Annotated in this window: 14 protein-coding genes and 1 other annotated feature; of the genes, 10 read left to right on the forward strand and 4 right to left on the reverse strand. The window is 37.6% G+C overall.

Annotation, left to right across the window (positions count from 1 at the left end):
• Positions 1 to 4 precede the first annotated feature (4 nt).
• Positions 5 to 2,251 carry an AAA domain-containing protein gene (locus QE429_RS13550; RefSeq protein WP_307287603.1) on the forward strand — a complete coding sequence of 749 codons (2,247 nt, stop codon included), beginning with the start codon at positions 5 to 7 and terminating at the stop codon, positions 2,249 to 2,251.
• A gap of 104 nt (positions 2,252 to 2,355) precedes the next feature.
• On the opposite strand, the gene QE429_RS13555 is transcribed toward QE429_RS13550, so the two are convergent.
• Positions 2,356 to 3,594, reverse strand: a complete 1,239-nt coding sequence (locus QE429_RS13555; RefSeq protein WP_307287605.1) for an MFS transporter — start codon at positions 3,592 to 3,594, stop codon at positions 2,356 to 2,358.
• A gap of 182 nt (positions 3,595 to 3,776) precedes the next feature.
• Positions 3,777 to 3,993: a binding site (T-box leader), on the forward strand.
• A gap of 58 nt (positions 3,994 to 4,051) precedes the next feature.
• Here QE429_RS13555 and proB point away from each other — a divergent pair.
• From proB to QE429_RS13585, 6 genes are all read left to right on the forward strand, one after another.
• Positions 4,052 to 5,164, forward strand: coding sequence for a glutamate 5-kinase (gene proB / locus QE429_RS13560; protein WP_307287606.1), 1,113 nt, complete (start codon positions 4,052 to 4,054; stop codon positions 5,162 to 5,164).
• Positions 5,165 to 5,172: 8 nt separating this feature from the next.
• Positions 5,173 to 6,414: a glutamate-5-semialdehyde dehydrogenase gene (locus QE429_RS13565; RefSeq protein WP_307287608.1), complete on the forward strand. Its 1,242-nt coding sequence runs from the start codon at positions 5,173 to 5,175 to the stop codon at positions 6,412 to 6,414.
• A gap of 126 nt (positions 6,415 to 6,540) precedes the next feature.
• Positions 6,541 to 8,817 carry an ATP-dependent DNA helicase gene (locus QE429_RS13570; protein WP_307287610.1) on the forward strand — a complete coding sequence of 759 codons (2,277 nt, stop codon included), beginning with the start codon at positions 6,541 to 6,543 and terminating at the stop codon, positions 8,815 to 8,817.
• A gap of 133 nt (positions 8,818 to 8,950) precedes the next feature.
• Positions 8,951 to 9,205 carry a FeoA family protein gene (locus tag QE429_RS13575; RefSeq protein ID WP_307287611.1) on the forward strand — a complete coding sequence of 85 codons (255 nt, stop codon included), beginning with the start codon at positions 8,951 to 8,953 and terminating at the stop codon, positions 9,203 to 9,205.
• The gene (locus QE429_RS13580) at positions 9,195 to 9,884 is read left to right on the forward strand and encodes a FeoB small GTPase domain-containing protein (RefSeq protein ID WP_307287614.1); all 690 of its coding nucleotides are present in this window, start codon (positions 9,195 to 9,197) and stop codon (positions 9,882 to 9,884) included. The genes QE429_RS13575 and QE429_RS13580 overlap by 11 nt, the downstream gene beginning before the upstream one ends.
• Positions 9,885 to 9,887: 3 nt before the next feature.
• Entirely contained in the window at positions 9,888 to 11,261 is a 1,374-nt protein-coding gene (locus QE429_RS13585) for a nucleoside recognition domain-containing protein (protein WP_307287616.1), read from the forward strand.
• A gap of 51 nt (positions 11,262 to 11,312) precedes the next feature.
• Here QE429_RS13585 and QE429_RS13590 read toward each other — a convergent pair whose 3' ends face one another.
• Positions 11,313 to 11,609: a hypothetical protein gene (locus QE429_RS13590; RefSeq protein WP_307287618.1), complete on the reverse strand. Its 297-nt coding sequence runs from the start codon at positions 11,607 to 11,609 to the stop codon at positions 11,313 to 11,315.
• A gap of 142 nt (positions 11,610 to 11,751) precedes the next feature.
• Here QE429_RS13590 and QE429_RS13595 point away from each other — a divergent pair, with 142 nt between their 5' ends.
• From QE429_RS13595 to QE429_RS13605, 3 genes are all read left to right on the forward strand, one after another.
• On the forward strand, positions 11,752 to 12,021 hold the full coding sequence (locus QE429_RS13595; RefSeq protein WP_307287619.1) for a DUF1292 domain-containing protein: 270 nt from the start codon (positions 11,752 to 11,754) through the stop codon (positions 12,019 to 12,021).
• Positions 12,022 to 12,142: 121 nt separating this feature from the next.
• Entirely contained in the window at positions 12,143 to 12,391 is a 249-nt protein-coding gene (locus QE429_RS13600) for a hypothetical protein (protein WP_307287620.1), read from the forward strand.
• Positions 12,392 to 12,499: 108 nt separating this feature from the next.
• Positions 12,500 to 13,294 carry an alpha/beta fold hydrolase gene (locus QE429_RS13605; RefSeq protein WP_307287622.1) on the forward strand — a complete coding sequence of 265 codons (795 nt, stop codon included), beginning with the start codon at positions 12,500 to 12,502 and terminating at the stop codon, positions 13,292 to 13,294.
• A gap of 33 nt (positions 13,295 to 13,327) precedes the next feature.
• Here QE429_RS13605 and QE429_RS13610 read toward each other — a convergent pair whose 3' ends face one another.
• Both QE429_RS13610 and QE429_RS13615 read right to left on the reverse strand, forming a co-directional pair.
• Positions 13,328 to 13,759 carry a hypothetical protein gene (locus QE429_RS13610; protein ID WP_307287623.1) on the reverse strand — a complete coding sequence of 144 codons (432 nt, stop codon included), beginning with the start codon at positions 13,757 to 13,759 and terminating at the stop codon, positions 13,328 to 13,330.
• Between the two features lie 176 nt (positions 13,760 to 13,935).
• Entirely contained in the window at positions 13,936 to 15,099 is a 1,164-nt protein-coding gene (locus QE429_RS13615) for a glycosyl hydrolase family 18 protein (protein WP_307287624.1), read from the reverse strand.
• Positions 15,100 to 15,110 lie beyond the last annotated feature (11 nt).

A 15,110-nucleotide genomic window follows, 5' to 3' on the forward strand; every position in this document is an offset into this window, starting at 1 on the left:
ATAAATGAAAAATACAGTAACAATTATTAAGGAATGGCAGCAGGCACTGCAAAATGAAATAAATTACTTAAAAAAATACGGGAGTAATAAATTTCTCGTGACAAATGGGAGACTCTTATCAACTGAAGGTATGTATACATATTACTTTGATACACAAAGTGTATTACGTATCCCAGTAGGTTCATCTATTAGAATCGAATGGGGGAGTATGAAACAAAGTGGACGTGTGCTTTCTTCAGAAGGAAGAGGCGTAATGCTATCCTTAGAGCAAACATTTGGTGATTTAATACCAGAAGCTTCACTATTCCATGATCCGTGGGAGTTACTTGAACATCTCATTCAACGATTGGATGAGATAAAAAAAAGTAAACAGAAACGTCTTCGTGTCAAAAAATTGATGGAACCGTCTATGCCAGCGAAGCATCCTTTAGAAAAGATTAAAAGTAATGTACACGAGTTAGTACTAAGATCAAAATATAATCCCGTAACCTTTGTATGGGGACCTCCAGGAACAGGGAAAACCTATACTTTAGCACGTGTAGCAGCCAATAAATATTTTCAGGATAAACGGGTATTGATTTTGTCACATAGTAACCAAGCGGTAGATGTCCTAATAAGTGAAGTTACTGCTTTTTTAAAAAGGAAAAACCGTTTCCGTGAGGGAGAATTACTCCGCTATGGATTAAATACCGGAGAACTCCTTGCCTCAGAAGAAGCAATCACTACAAGTAAGCTACTTCAGCATCAGGATCCTCAGCTAGTGGAAGATAAGGACATACTGCTAGAGGAAAGAAGGAAGTTAAAGCAGGATTTGGCTCGCTCTTTTAGTCTGAGAGACACTAATCAGCTGTTAGAGTTAGAGACAAAGATTGCCCGAGTACTAGAAAAAATTCGGCAAAAAGAAATCGAATTCTTAAAAGAGGCATTTATAGTCGGCTCTACACTAGCAAAAGCTGCTTCCGATGCAGCGATTTATGAAAAAGAATTTGACGTTGTTATCTTAGACGAAGCCAGTATGTCTTATGTACCACAGGCTGCCTTTGCAGCTTCATTAGGGAAACGAGTTATTATTTGCGGTGATTTTAAACAATTACCTCCGATTGCCTCTTCTCGGGATTCTTTAGTAACTAAGTGGCTGAAGGAGGACATCTTTCATCGTGCTGGTGTCGTCGAATGGGTAAATGAGGGGAAAATGCATCCCCATCTATTTTTATTAAAAGAACAGAGGAGAATGCATCCAGACATATCAGCTTTTACAAATCAGTGTATTTACAATTCACTCGTTGGCGACCATGAGAGTGTTTACGTTAGCAGGAAAAATATTGTTGAGTCAGCCCCATTTCCAGGTCGTGCAGCTATTCTCATTGATACCAGCTATACAGGCGGTCATTGTATGATGGAGCGGACTTCGCATTCTCGGATGAATCCTTGGCAAGTGTTATTGTCTTTTCAAATAATTCATGAATCCTATCAGGCTGGTATACATTCTATAGGTTATGTAACTCCATACCGAGCACAAGCTCAACTGATGGATTTGTTATTAGCTGATATTTATGAAAAAGAGCGGCTAACTGCGGATCTAATTGCAGCTACCGTCCATCGATTTCAAGGCAGTGAGCGTGATGTTATGATCTTTGACACTGTTGACAGCGAACCGCAAACACGTGCAGGTATGCTTCTTACAGGAAAAGATAGTGAACGATTGATAAACGTAGCCATCACTAGAACAAAGGGAAAGTTTATCCATGTAAGCAATCGTTCATTTATTCGTAAACATATATATAAAGGAAAAACACTGAGGCAGTTAGTGGAACATCAGGAATCGCAGAAGCAACGGGTTGGTACGATGAATATCGGAAAATGGATTCGAAATCAACACCCACAATTACATTGGATGCATGGGAGAAAGCTTGACCGGATTTTTCAGGATATAGACAACGCTCGGTCATCGATCGTCATCTCTTTACCATCACAAACGGCGCTTACAAATGAATGGAAGGAAAAACTAAATAATCGTCCTCAGTATGTAGGTCTAACAGTACTTTCCAGTGAAGATTGGCCGGAGCTTTTACCTACTGAAAGAGTGGAAGAGAGTTTGACGTTTCCGTTTGTTATTATTGATAACCGATTTTTATGGTTAGGAATGCCATTAGAAGGATTGCAGGGAGTACAACCGCCTTATATTGCGGTAAGACTAGACTCCGAGAGAGTATCTGAGTATTTTTTAGGGCAGTTTTTAATAAAAGAGTAAACATATTATCGAATTTTGACAGTTAATTCGCGAATTATTGCTTTATATTCGCGAAATCTTAATGGGTATTCGCGAATATAATAAGTTTATTCGCGAATACAATTTTACTGTGTCACTCGTTCAGATAATTCACCCGGAATATTTGAGTTCCGAAAAACATGTTGATCAGAATTTCTTACCTTAAACGTTAGAAATAGCCCGATAACCAAACACAGAGAAGAAAATAAAAAAGCACTTTTGAAGCCTCCCAAATCCTCGATCAACCAACCTGCGATGGTAGGACCAATAAATTGACCAACCGCAAAATAAAATGTAACGTAACTAAAAGCTAAAGGCATAGCTTCTGGTCGTACATGATCCATACTTGAAGCCTGCGTTAACGTAAATAATCCAGTAGACGTACTGCTTAAAATAATGATATGGATGGTAAAGCCTAGGACTGTGGGAAAGAAAATAGGCAGGACCATAGAAAATAAGGTTAGTGCCATAGTCAAAATGAGAGACGTTCTCCTTCCGATTTTATCAGAAATAAATCCCCATATTGGTCCGCTAAAAATGGATAAAATGCCATTAATCGCCATTAGTTGCCCTGCAAATTTGATATTAATGCCTGATTCAATCATAAAGCTCATAATAAAAATCATCTGAACAATATAGGTAATTCCTACAATTCCATAAATTAAACCAACGTTGATCACTTTTGGATTTTTATAGATTTCTCTTGGTGATTCTGTTTTGTTGCTTTGTTCTGAAAGAAATTCTACAGGAGGATTTTTTATAAATAGTAAAGTAAGTAAGATAACAACTAACCCAATAAAAGCAAATACACCCCATGCGATCCTCCAACCTACTGCTGAATGGACACTGCTTAGGTATGGAACAATTATACCTGCAAAAAGAATGCCAATTCCTGCTCCACTTGTTGTCAAACCAATGACAAATCCCTTCTTTTGGGGAAACCACGCAACAAGTAAAGATATGAAAGGGGTATAGGTGAAGGACGTTCCAATACCTAATAAAAGCATAAATAAAAAGGTTGTAAGATATGAGGAAGTAAACGTTAGTCCTGCCAATCCAAGTGTAACAAGCGAAATTCCAAGTAAAATCGTCCGTTTACCGCCCCATCTTGAAGCAAGAATCCCAGCAAAGATGATCGTGCTTAAGTATCCTAAAGAAGTGGTTGTACCAAGATAACCCGCTTCCTTATATGTTAAATGAAGCCCCTGACGCATAAAGGGAAGAATCACTCCATAAGATAGTCTTGCAAAAGCCAGAACTACGACTGTTGTTAACATACCAATTGCAGCATATCCCCATAAACGTTTGCGGCTGTGATTTTCCATCGAACAACCTCCTTTTCTGAATACTGATTCAACCTTTTTTCTTATTATCTTATTCGGGCCCCTAAATTTCTATGTGAATATTAAGATATAAACAATCCCATCCTCTATATCCTTCTTAAACTTAGAAAATTGTTTCTTGACAATTTACTAATTTCTATGGATAATCAAATAAATTGAAAAATCGAAAAATGGTTAGGGACTAGTAAATCATTGGAATGTGGTAGAGAGTGAAACCCACTGGCTGAAAGGTTTCTCACGGAAAAATGTTTGAACCTGCCCGATAGTTGCTGCTTATGTAAACATAAGTCGTACTCCTACGTTACAGGTTCAAGTGGATGCAGGTTACATACTATGCATCAATAAAGGTGGTACCGCGGAAACGATTCTTCCGTCCTTTTATGAGGGACAGCAGAGTCGTTTTTTTATTTTATTTTAAAAGAGAAAGGTCCGAAGACAGATGAGAAAACAACTGGTGGTAGTGAAGATCGGGAGTAGCTCACTAACAAGTGCCTCTGGTCATATTTCTGAAGAGAAAATGCGCGATCACGTGAAGGCACTGGCCTTTCTTAAAGAGCAGGGACATGAGGTCATTCTCATTTCTTCCGGTGCTGTGGCTGCAGGATTTGGGTCACTTGGATATCCCACACGTCCTAAGAGCACAGCTGGGAAACAAGCTGCCGCTGCTGTTGGGCAAGGTCTTTTAATGCAGCATTATATTCAACTATTTAAAGAGTTTCGTATCATTCCTGCACAAATATTATTAACTCGTGAAGATTTTTACAGTCAGGTACGCTTTCAGAACTTATATTCAACTATGTCAGAACTTCTACAAAGAGGAGTCTTACCAATCATTAATGAAAATGATTCCGTGTCGATTGAGGAATTAACCTTCGGTGACAACGACTTATTGTCAGCACTCGTAAGTGGTTTTCTCCATGCAAATGCATTAATTATTTTAACGGATATTAACGGTCTCTATGATGGCAATCCAAAAGTAACTAAAGAGGCAAAAAAATATCATTTTATTCCAGAAATCTCAGAACAACTTTTATCAGTAGCAGGAGAAAGTGGTTCTACCGTTGGCACTGGTGGAATGAAGTCCAAACTACAAGCTGCAAAAAAAGCATTATCCCTTGGAGTTAGCGTTTTTGTTGGCACTGGTAACGGAGAGGAGAAATTGGTCGATATTTTAGCAGGTAAAGGAGACGGGACGTATATTGGCGGACCCTTCCAAACCCAAATGCAAATGAAAAAGCAATGGATTGCGTATCATTCTCAAGTTGGCGGTGTGATTGAGATTGATGAAGGGGCAGAAAGGGCCATTGTTTTTCATGGGAAGAGCTTATTGCCTGTTGGCGTTACCAATGTTATCGGTGAATTTAATGCCTTAGATGTAGTCATGGTTAGAAACCAAAAAGGTAACGTCATCGGTAAGGGTCAAATTTTCTATTCCTCTCAAAATCTTTTAAAGGTAAAAGGTTTATCAGGTGAACAATCTAAAGGGTATTCCATTAATAAAAAAGTAGAAGTGATCCATCGAGATAATTGGGTTATTATACCAAAGGAGTGAGTTGGAGAATGAGTGAGTTAGTAGAAAAAGCCCGTCTATTAAAAGCAGCTTCGAAAAAATTAGGGATGCTTTCATCTTTAGAAAAGAATGAAGCATTAGCCAAAATGGCAAGTCATTTACAATCACACAAAGAATGGATTCTCAGTGAAAATGCAAAAGACATTATCGAAGGAAAGGAAAAAGGACTATCCGACTCTTTGTTAGATCGACTCTTATTAACAAATGAGAGATTGGAACAGATCGTCGACGGAGTTCTTCAATTAATTCATTTGGAGGACCCAGTTGGTGAGACAATAGAGTCGTGGGAACGTCCAAATGGCATTCGTATTGAAACCATTCGAGTTCCACTTGGGGTTATTGGGATGGTTTATGAAGCAAGACCAAATGTTACAGTCGATGCGGCAAGTCTTTGTTTAAAAGCTGGAAATGCAGTTTTATTAAGAGGTAGCTCTACCGCCATCCATTCCAATAAAGCACTTGTACATGTTATGCAAGATGCTCTTGAAGGAACGACCATTTCAAAGGACGTGGTTCAACTTTTAGAAGATACAAGCCGTGAAACAGCTTCTGAAATGTTTAAGCTAAACCAATACTTGGATGTTCTTATTCCACGTGGTGGTGCAGGATTGATTCAATCCGTTATCCAAAATGCAACGGTTCCAGTACTTGAAACTGGAGTGGGCAATTGCCATGTGTTCATTGATGAATCCGCAGATGAAAACATGGCTATTGAAATCGTTATGAATGCTAAATTACATCGGCCTTCTGTATGTAATGCTGCAGAAACAGTGCTAATACACAAAGACTGGCCATATAAATCGGACCTTTTAAGAGCGCTGTATGATCGAGGAGTTGAACTCAGAGGAGATGAAACGTTATCCTCCCAATATCCGTTTGTTCAAGAGGCTTCTGAAGAGGATTGGCATACTGAATTTTTAGCACCGATTTTATCGATTAAAGTGGTGAGCGATATAGTAGATGCGATCGAACATATTGATCGGTATGGTACAAAGCATTCAGAAGCTATCATTAGTGATAATCATGAAAATGTAAGCCTGTTTTTTAAAGCAGTAGATGCTGCTGTGTTATACCACAATGCTTCAACCCGTTTTACAGATGGTGAGCAATTCGGCTATGGAGCGGAAATTGGTATCAGTACCCAAAAGCTTCATGCCAGAGGACCAATGGGGTTAAAGGCAATCACAACAACAAAATCTATCGTGCGCGGGACAGGGCAAATTCGAATATAATTGTCAGAACGCTATAAATACAAACAAAGTAAGGGTCAAGTTGCCCTTACTTGTTTTTGTTTTTATTCAATTTTGTTATACTAAAAATACAAACATACATTCTTATTACAGTTAGCTGGTGATTAAGTGACCAACCTTATTCAAATATCCGTTAGATCCCTTGTTGAACATGTATATCGTTCTGGTAGCATTGATAACAGATTCCGCTCCCAATCGTCCCTTATAGATGGGACAAGAATTCATCAAAAAATTCAAAAAACCTATCAGAAGGGAGATCAAAAAGAAGTATACCTCCGTTCGGAAATTCACTATAAAGACTTAACCTTCCTTATTGATGGCCGCTGTGATGGACTTCTTTTTCAGGATGACAAAGTGACGATTGATGAAATTAAGTCTACAAATCAACCGCTGGAACAAATAAGAAATGATGGGTATCCTGTCCACTGGGCGCAGGCAAAAATGTATGCTTATATATATATGTGTGACCATCAACTATCTGAAATTTCGGTCCAGCTTACCTATGTTCATGTAGAAACACTTGCAAAAAAACAGCTTAAAACAACTTGTCATTTTGCAGACCTTGAAGCATTTGTTTTAACTATGTTTGAAAGCTATGCTCCTTTTGCAAAATGGTTGTGCGATCACCAAAGGAAGCGAAATAAAAGTATATTAGATCTTTCTTTCCCCTTTGAAACCTACCGCGAGGGACAAAGAAAATTAGCAGGTGCAGTTTATAAAACAATCGTAGATGAGAAAAATCTATTTGCTAAGGCTCCTACTGGAATTGGGAAGACGATTTCCACCCTCTTTCCAGCAGTGAAAGCGATTGGAGAAGAACATCTAACGCGTATTTTTTATCTTACAGCCAAAACCATTACTCGAACAACGGCGGAAGAAGCATTTGAAAAAATGGCCTCCGCTGGCCTATGTATGAAAACGGTCACGATAACAGCTAAGGAAAAAGTTTGTTTTAAAGAAGAGACTAAATGCCAAAAGGATTACTGTGAATTCGCTAACGGCTACTATGACCGGATTAACGGAGCCATAGTTGATATATTAGGAAATGAAAACAGTTTAACACGTGAGGTGATCGAATCCTATGCCCGTAAGCATACCATTTGTCCCTTCGAATTTTCTTTAGACCTTTCGTATGCGGTGGATGCAGTTATTTGTGATTACAATTATATCTTTGACCCACGGGTTTCCTTAAAACGTTTAATAGAGGACCAAAAGAAAACTTCTGTGTTACTGATTGATGAGGCACATAATTTGGTTGAACGTGGAAGGGAAATGTTTTCAGCATCAATAAACAAAGATATTTTTCTTCAACTTAAAAAAGAATTAAAGGGAATCGACAATGAAGTTTCAGATGCTGCAAGCAGGCTAAATTCCTGGTTTCTATCACAGAAAAAGAAAATGGCAAAGAAAAATGAAGAGATCTTGCAGGGTTTAGATGAAACATTTACAAATCTGCTCCATGATTTTTTACATAAGGCAGAAGTTTTTTTGTTAAAGAATGATACTTTTAATCTTTTGGAAGCCTATTTCAAAGTTAATCAATTCATGAAGGTGATTGAACTGATTGATGACCATTATCTTATTTTTGCTGAGAAAAATAGAAATGATCTATCCATTAAACTATTTTGCATAGATCCCTCTAAGGTTCTTTCGCATATGGGAAAGGGGTTTCGTGCAAAGGTATTTTTTTCTGCCACCTTATCCCCGTTACCTTATTATAAAGAAGTCTTGGGAGGGAATGGGGAAGATTATAACCTTACTATTCCCTCTCCTTTTTCAAAGGAACAACTGGACATTTTTATAAAACCATTGTCCACTCGCTATCGCGACAGAGAACGTACAAAAGAATCAATTGTTAAGGTTTTACATGCATTGGTAAAAAAGAGCCCTGGTAACTATTTGTGTTTTTTACCCTCATATGAATATTTACGAACTATTTATGAAGGCTTTATGGAAGTTAACAGTGAGACGGAAACAATTCTTCAGGATCCAGGGATGTCTGAAGCAGAGAGAGAGTCCTTATTAGCGATGTTTCAACCGCAATCAGAAAAAACACTGCTAGGTTTTGCTGTCCTTGGAGGTGTTTTTTCAGAGGGAGTCGATTTAATCGGCGAACGATTACACGGTGTAGTTATCGTTGGAGTGGGACTACCACAATTATGTTTGGAACGAAATCTAATTAAGGAACACTTTAATATGACGAAAAAGAATGGATATGATTATGCCTACGTATATCCCGGAATGAATAAAGTATTGCAAGCAGGCGGGAGATTAATTCGTTCGGAAAAGGACCAGGGGACTATTGTTCTAATCGATGATCGATTCTTAGAAAGCAAATATCAGAATCTCCTGCCACAGGATTGGAAAGAATTTACTATCATATAAATTAGCTGGATTGATAAGCTGCCTAAAAATGGGCAGCTTATTTTTTGTAAAATAGGTGACAAATGGGGGAGTTATCTCATATAATTAAACAAAAGTTGCACGAGGTAAAAACTTTAAGTGAGGGGAAAGAGAGATGGGCAAACCTAAATCAATAAAATTAGTTCACGGTGAAAAAGGAAATCTAATAAAAATTACTTCTTTAAATTTAGATGGTGTGATGAGAAGAAGATTGTTAGATTTAGGTTTCGTAACAGGGGCCTTGGTAGAAGTTGTTCGTAAAAGTCCTTTAGGAGACCCTATTGCTTTTCGTGTAAGTCAAACAACTATTGCGTTAAGGAAAGAGGAAAGTTCCAAAATTGAGGGGGAGCTGATATCCTATGGGGAATGAATATCGAATAGCTTTAGCAGGTAATCCGAACACTGGCAAAAGCACATTATTTAATGCACTGACAGGACTTCGGCAGCATACGGGGAACTGGGCAGGCAAAACAGTATCACTTGCACAAGGCAGTGTTCAGCATAAAGACAAAACGTTTCATCTAATTGACCTACCAGGTACGTATTCGCTTTTTTCAAACTCGACAGATGAAGAGGTAGCACGAAATTATATTGTTTTTGAAAAACCTGATGTTACGCTTGTTGTCCTAGACGCGACCTCATTAGAACGAAATTTCAATTTGGCATTACAAGTATTAGAGATGACAAAAAACGTGGTCATTTGCATTAATTTGATTGATGTCGCGGAGGAGAGAGGTATTCATATTAATGAGCGCTTGTTGACGAACCGGCTCGGTGTTCCTGTGATTAAAATTTCCGCTAGAAATAAAAAAGGCTTCCCGATGCTATTAGATACTATTGATCGGATTGTGACAGGAGTAATTGAATGTAATCCTCTACAAATAACCTATCCGGATGAGATTGAAGAAAAGATTAAACAAATTGAGCCAAAAGTTCGGGGATTAGTTGGAAACCAACTTTCTGCGCGTTGGGTTTCTCTAAGATTACTAGATGGTGATGAGACCTTGCTCCATGAAATTAGTGAACGATTAGTAGCTGAGGGGGTTTAGGATATGAGTCTTCAAGAGCTATTTGCAGAAGCACGTAGTTTGTCCACATCAGAAATAAGAGATGAAATAGTCCAACATCTTTATGATCGCAGCCATAAATTGTGTAATGAAGGGATTACCTATACCAAATCAAAGCAGGATTCCCGTACTGAAAAATTAGATGCGATTTTCACCTCTCCTATATTCGGATTCCCAATAATGATTACGATGTTAGGAGTACTGTTTTATTTAACAATTGCTGGAGCAAATATCCCTTCATCCATGTTAGCAGAGCTGTTTGGTACAATTGAGGGATATTTAACCTCATTCTTTCAGTTTATGAATGCTCCCGAATGGCTGCACGGAATTTTGGTCCTCGGATTATATCGAGGAACCACATGGGTCATCAGTGTGATGCTGCCGCCAATGGCAATTTTCTTTCCAACCTTTGCCCTGCTTGAGAATTATGGGTACCTGCCACGAGTTGCCTTTAATATGGATCGATTGTTTAAAAGGGTTGGAGCACATGGAAAACAATCATTAACAATGGCCATGGGTTTTGGTTGTAACGCAGCAGCTGTATTATCTACAAGAATTATAGAATCTCCTAGGGAGAGAATGCTTGCCATTTTGACGAATAATTTCGTCCCGTGTAATGGGCGCTGGGGAACATTAATTGTTTTAGCTTCCTTGTTTATGGCTGCTAATTTTACAGGCGGATTAAAATCTCTAGTAACTACGGGAGTTATCGTGGGAATTGTATTATTTGGAATCATCGTTACTTTTTTTGTCTCATGGGTCTTGTCAAAAACTGCACTAAAGGGAGTACCCACTCATTATACGTTGGAACTACCACCATACAGAAGGCCAAAGATATTTGATACGGTCATCCGTTCTTCCCTTACCAAATCGTGGTCGGTTTTGGTTCGTGCGGTAAAAGTAGCAGCTCCAGCTGCAATTCTTACATGGGTGTTTGCCAATATTTATATTGGTGATACTAGTATCTTAATGTATGCTGTGGAATTTTTAGATCCGTTTGGAAAATTGCTTGGGCTTGACGGGTATATTATGATGGCATTTATACTAGGGTTACCAGCAAATGAGATTGTCTTGCCTATCCTTTTAATGGGGTATTTATCAACAGGGTCTTTAACTGAGGTTGATAATCTTACAGATTTAAAAAATATTTTCCTTGACCATGGGTGGACATGGCTTACCGCTTTAAATATGATGTTATTTTCACTTTTACACTATCCGTGTGGAACGACCTTGCTTAATATTTATAAAGAAACAAAAAGTAAAAAGTGGACCTTCTTGGCATTTCTTATTCCAACTGTAATTGCCATTTTAGTGCCATTCATTATTACTCAGACGGTAAAAATGTTAGGGATTCTATAAAAAGTAAGGAGACACCGGAATTAAATATTCCGGTGTCTTTTTCGCTGTTTTCTATTTTCTTTTTGCGATTTCTTCCGTAACAATGAAAGCCAGGTCATCATTACCAAATAAGGATAATACACCTAGTAGTGTTTGGACAGGCACTTCACCTGCTTCTTCCTTTGGTACAGTTAATTCAATGGCTTCTCTCAGAGCTGGATTGGCCGCTTGATTTGGATAAGCTTTAATGTATAACTCTTCTGGATTAAGATCGTTATTAATACACCATTGGGCGAAAACGAGAATCATCATTTTCTCTTCCCCGCGGTAATTTTCTATGATTTTTTCTTCTAATTCTTTTTGATCCATTCTAATTCTCCTAACAAATAACTTAATAAGTCAATTATAAAGGATATTTTTTAAAGTTGCAGAGGTTTTCATAGAGTAATTTCTATTGTTTTATGCAATACTGTTTGAAGGTAGAAATTTAATATTAGGGGGTAATTCAGTTATGAGTAAAATCGAAATTGGTGAAATTTTTACGATTAGTGATGAGAATAACGACGAACAGGAAGTAGAAGTTCTAGGAGTAATGACCATAGAAGGTTCAGAGTATGTGGCCGTCGCATTTGCAGATGAAGTGAGTCAAGAAACGGAAGAGGATATTGATATCTTCTTTTTAAAGGTCGACGAAGACGGCGATTTTACTGCGATTGAAAGTGATGAAGAATTTGACAAAGTTTCAGCTGCTTTTGATGAAATGATGGATGAAGAAGAATAGATGTAATGGAGAGGGTGAGTGTCCCTCTCTTTTTTTTCAACAATTTTGTGGAAAAATTATGTATGTATAAATTTTTACTTGGCATACTAACACGGAGAATATTCTACAAAGGGGACAACTCATGTATATAGAAGAAGGTTCTAAGTATCAAATATCGCAAAATATTAAGGGTTTCTTTAATTCTGCTGAATCATTGACCGTGAAAAGTAATAACGGAATTACCATTCAATTCATTCTCGGTGATAGTAAGGGTCATGGATCCATGCCTGTTGAACATATGAAATATTTATTGAAAAGGTCAAATTTAACACAAATCCCAAGCAAAAGGGCCTTATTGAATACAGATCAAACAGAGGAACAAATTGGATAAGTTTTATTTAGTTGTAAAGGAAGCGTTGCTTGAAAATGGCAATGCTTTCTTTATGGTAACATTGGGTATATATAAGTCATGATTAGTGGAAAGGATGGGTACTGTGATATGGAAAGTAAATATCAAAAGATAGAAGGTTCACCAATTACATATATCGATGAAGGAGAAGGACAACCGATCGTTCTTCTTCACGGATTTTGCGGAAGCTCTCGCTACTGGGAAGAAGTACTACCAGAATTGTCAAAAACATATCGAGTAATTGCTCCAGATTTACCCGGCCACGGGCAATCTGATAGCATTTCAAATGGAACGACAATAGAAAAAATCGCAGAATCGATTAAGGCCGTGATTGATGAATTAAAATTAGGGAAGGTAACGATGTTCGGTCATTCCTTAGGTGGGTATATCACTCTTGCTTTTGCTGATAAGTATGCTAACCAATTAAATGGATTTTCTTTAGTACATTCTACGGCATTTCCCGATTCAGATGAGGCAAAAAAGGGCAGGACTGCCAATGTAGAAAAAGTGGAGCAACAGGGAATTCACTCTCTTATAGACGGATTAGTACCAAAGCTTTTTGCCCCAGAACATAATGATAAAAACTATGTTGAAACGGCAAAAAAGATTGGATATGAAACTACATCAAATGGTGCCATTCATGCATTGCAAGCCATGAAGGACAGACCGGACAGAAATTATGTGTTAAAAGAAACTGAGTTACCTGTCCTCTTACTTGCAGGAGAACAGGATCAAATTATACCCGCTGAAAAAACTTTTTCAGTTACAAAACCAAAAATTACCCATACGATAATAAAAGACGCTGGGCATATGAGTATGTATGAAAATCCTCAAGAATTGATTAGAGTGATGAAGGAGTTTTTGTCTAGATTCTTAGAACAATAATAAAGGGTCCCATTACTAATGGAACCCTTTACCTTAAAAGAATGAAAGTATTGATTGTATTTGTATTACTTTTCCTTGAGGCAATAATACAGGTTCTCTTGTTGCTGGATTAACAGCTCCTTGAAATTCACCTTTAACAAATCCGGCAATAATAACTTGTCCATCGCTAGTATAAAAAGGAACAACAACAATTGTAACAGTTTTCTCAGGATCTTCTTTATCCTTGTTTTTAGCTACCTCGATGAGAGATACTCCTTTGAAAGAATACCCAGCGGTTGTAAGCATTGCTTTTGCTGTTTTAAAATTTTGACTGCTTATTAAGTCAGCCACAATAATATTCTTTTCCGCGCCTACAACTGGTGTACATCCACAATCATTTTCCGCCGCTTTTGCCGTATTCCCTGTAGTAACAAAGAGGGATAATGCGATTAAGCCACCAAATAATAATGTTAATAATTTCTTCATCTTCCTACCTCCTTTTTTAACTCTTTATTTCATTCTTCTTTTTCCGACATATTCCTTCAAAAAACATGGAAAATTATTCGACAAATGTCATTTTTTATGACGAAATCGTGTCAAACCTTCATTACATGAATAAAAAAAGCTGAACCACCTATAAAAGGGAGTTCAGCTTATATATCTTAGTTCTTCTTAACGGAATAATATTTAACTGGTTCCTTAGCGGAAGCCTCTAGCACATCATAAATGGTCGAAGTTACACTACGAGCACCTTGTGCATCTAAACCAGCTTCCCAGAGCATCATGCCACCCATATTACAATCTAGTGCTAATTTGGTTTTCTTTTTCATTGTTGCTTCTCCATTATAATAATAGGTAGTTCCGTTCATATTTACTGTATCCCCATTTGCATTTGCTGGGTTTTGGTTAATTATAGCTCCATATGAAACCTGTTTAATTTTTGGATCTGCAGGCTGTGCATAAAGGGGTACACCTAATACAAGCTTTTCAGTTGGTATTTTGTAAGTTTCGAATAAATGAGTCCAATAGGTTACGATCTTTTCAGTAAACGGAAATGGAGAAAGATTTTCTGCATGATAACCTCCATCCCATTGACCGTCATAAGCCATAATATTGACGTGGTCCACATCTACAAACATAGACGGCTCATACTCTACAAAACCAATTTCTGTAAGAGTCTGTGCATGTATTTTGGAATAAACTGCAATTGAAAGTTCCTTATTTTTTGCATGTAACTGAGTACTTAATTCCTTTGTAAATGCAGCAAGATTTTGGGCATCTGCTTTTGAGCGAGGATGTTCAAAATCGATATCGATCCCATCAAGCTTTTCTCGGTCTGCTATTCGTGTAAGCTCATTAACTAACCTTGTTCGGCTTGTTGGGTTAGAAATGGCTGGTTTAAAGTAATCATAGGATTCGCCGCCTTTAATGTGAAACCACCCACCTATGGCTAACATCACTTTGGTATCATGTTTTTTTGCATTCGTCACAGTTGCTCGGAGATTACTAAGTGCAGTGTCGCCATTAAGCAATAACCCTCCATCCTTTGTAGGATGGGCAAATGAGAATATTACATGTGTTAACTTGGAATAATCTACGATGTTTGGATCACGATAATCCTGAACATAACCAATCAGTACTTTTGATGATGTTTTTTTCACATTTGGTAATTTCTTTGTCTGTGGTTTAAGAGTAGATTTTGTTACTTTTTGTATATTCATAGATTTTGAATGTTCATTGTTAGTAGAGAAATAATGCCCTGTTATAATTCCTCCGATGAAGGTAATTGCTATTACCAGCACAAGGAGGAGATAATTTTTTTTCATTAAATAGTTTC

The sequence above is a fragment of the Bacillus sp. SORGH_AS_0510 genome (assembly GCF_030818775.1).
Taxonomy (GTDB): domain Bacteria; phylum Bacillota; class Bacilli; order Bacillales; family Cytobacillaceae; genus Neobacillus.

Coding starts and splice junctions, on each gene's coding strand:
- QE429_RS13550 (WP_307287603.1), top strand. CDS start 5: ATGAAAAATACAGTAACAATTATTAAGGAATGGCAGCAGGCACTGCAA.
- QE429_RS13555 (WP_307287605.1), bottom strand. CDS start 3,594: ATGGAAAATCACAGCCGCAAACGTTTATGGGGATATGCTGCAATTGGT.
- proB (WP_307287606.1), top strand. CDS start 4,052: ATGAGAAAACAACTGGTGGTAGTGAAGATCGGGAGTAGCTCACTAACA.
- QE429_RS13565 (WP_307287608.1), top strand. CDS start 5,173: ATGAGTGAGTTAGTAGAAAAAGCCCGTCTATTAAAAGCAGCTTCGAAA.
- QE429_RS13575 (WP_307287611.1), top strand. CDS start 8,951: ATGGGCAAACCTAAATCAATAAAATTAGTTCACGGTGAAAAAGGAAAT.
- QE429_RS13580 (WP_307287614.1), top strand. CDS start 9,195: ATGGGGAATGAATATCGAATAGCTTTAGCAGGTAATCCGAACACTGGC.
- QE429_RS13585 (WP_307287616.1), top strand. CDS start 9,888: ATGAGTCTTCAAGAGCTATTTGCAGAAGCACGTAGTTTGTCCACATCA.
- QE429_RS13590 (WP_307287618.1), bottom strand. CDS start 11,609: ATGGATCAAAAAGAATTAGAAGAAAAAATCATAGAAAATTACCGCGGG.
- QE429_RS13595 (WP_307287619.1), top strand. CDS start 11,752: ATGAGTAAAATCGAAATTGGTGAAATTTTTACGATTAGTGATGAGAAT.
- QE429_RS13600 (WP_307287620.1), top strand. CDS start 12,143: ATGTATATAGAAGAAGGTTCTAAGTATCAAATATCGCAAAATATTAAG.
- QE429_RS13605 (WP_307287622.1), top strand. CDS start 12,500: ATGGAAAGTAAATATCAAAAGATAGAAGGTTCACCAATTACATATATC.
- QE429_RS13610 (WP_307287623.1), bottom strand. CDS start 13,759: ATGAAGAAATTATTAACATTATTATTTGGTGGCTTAATCGCATTATCC.
- QE429_RS13615 (WP_307287624.1), bottom strand. CDS start 15,099: ATGAAAAAAAATTATCTCCTCCTTGTGCTGGTAATAGCAATTACCTTC.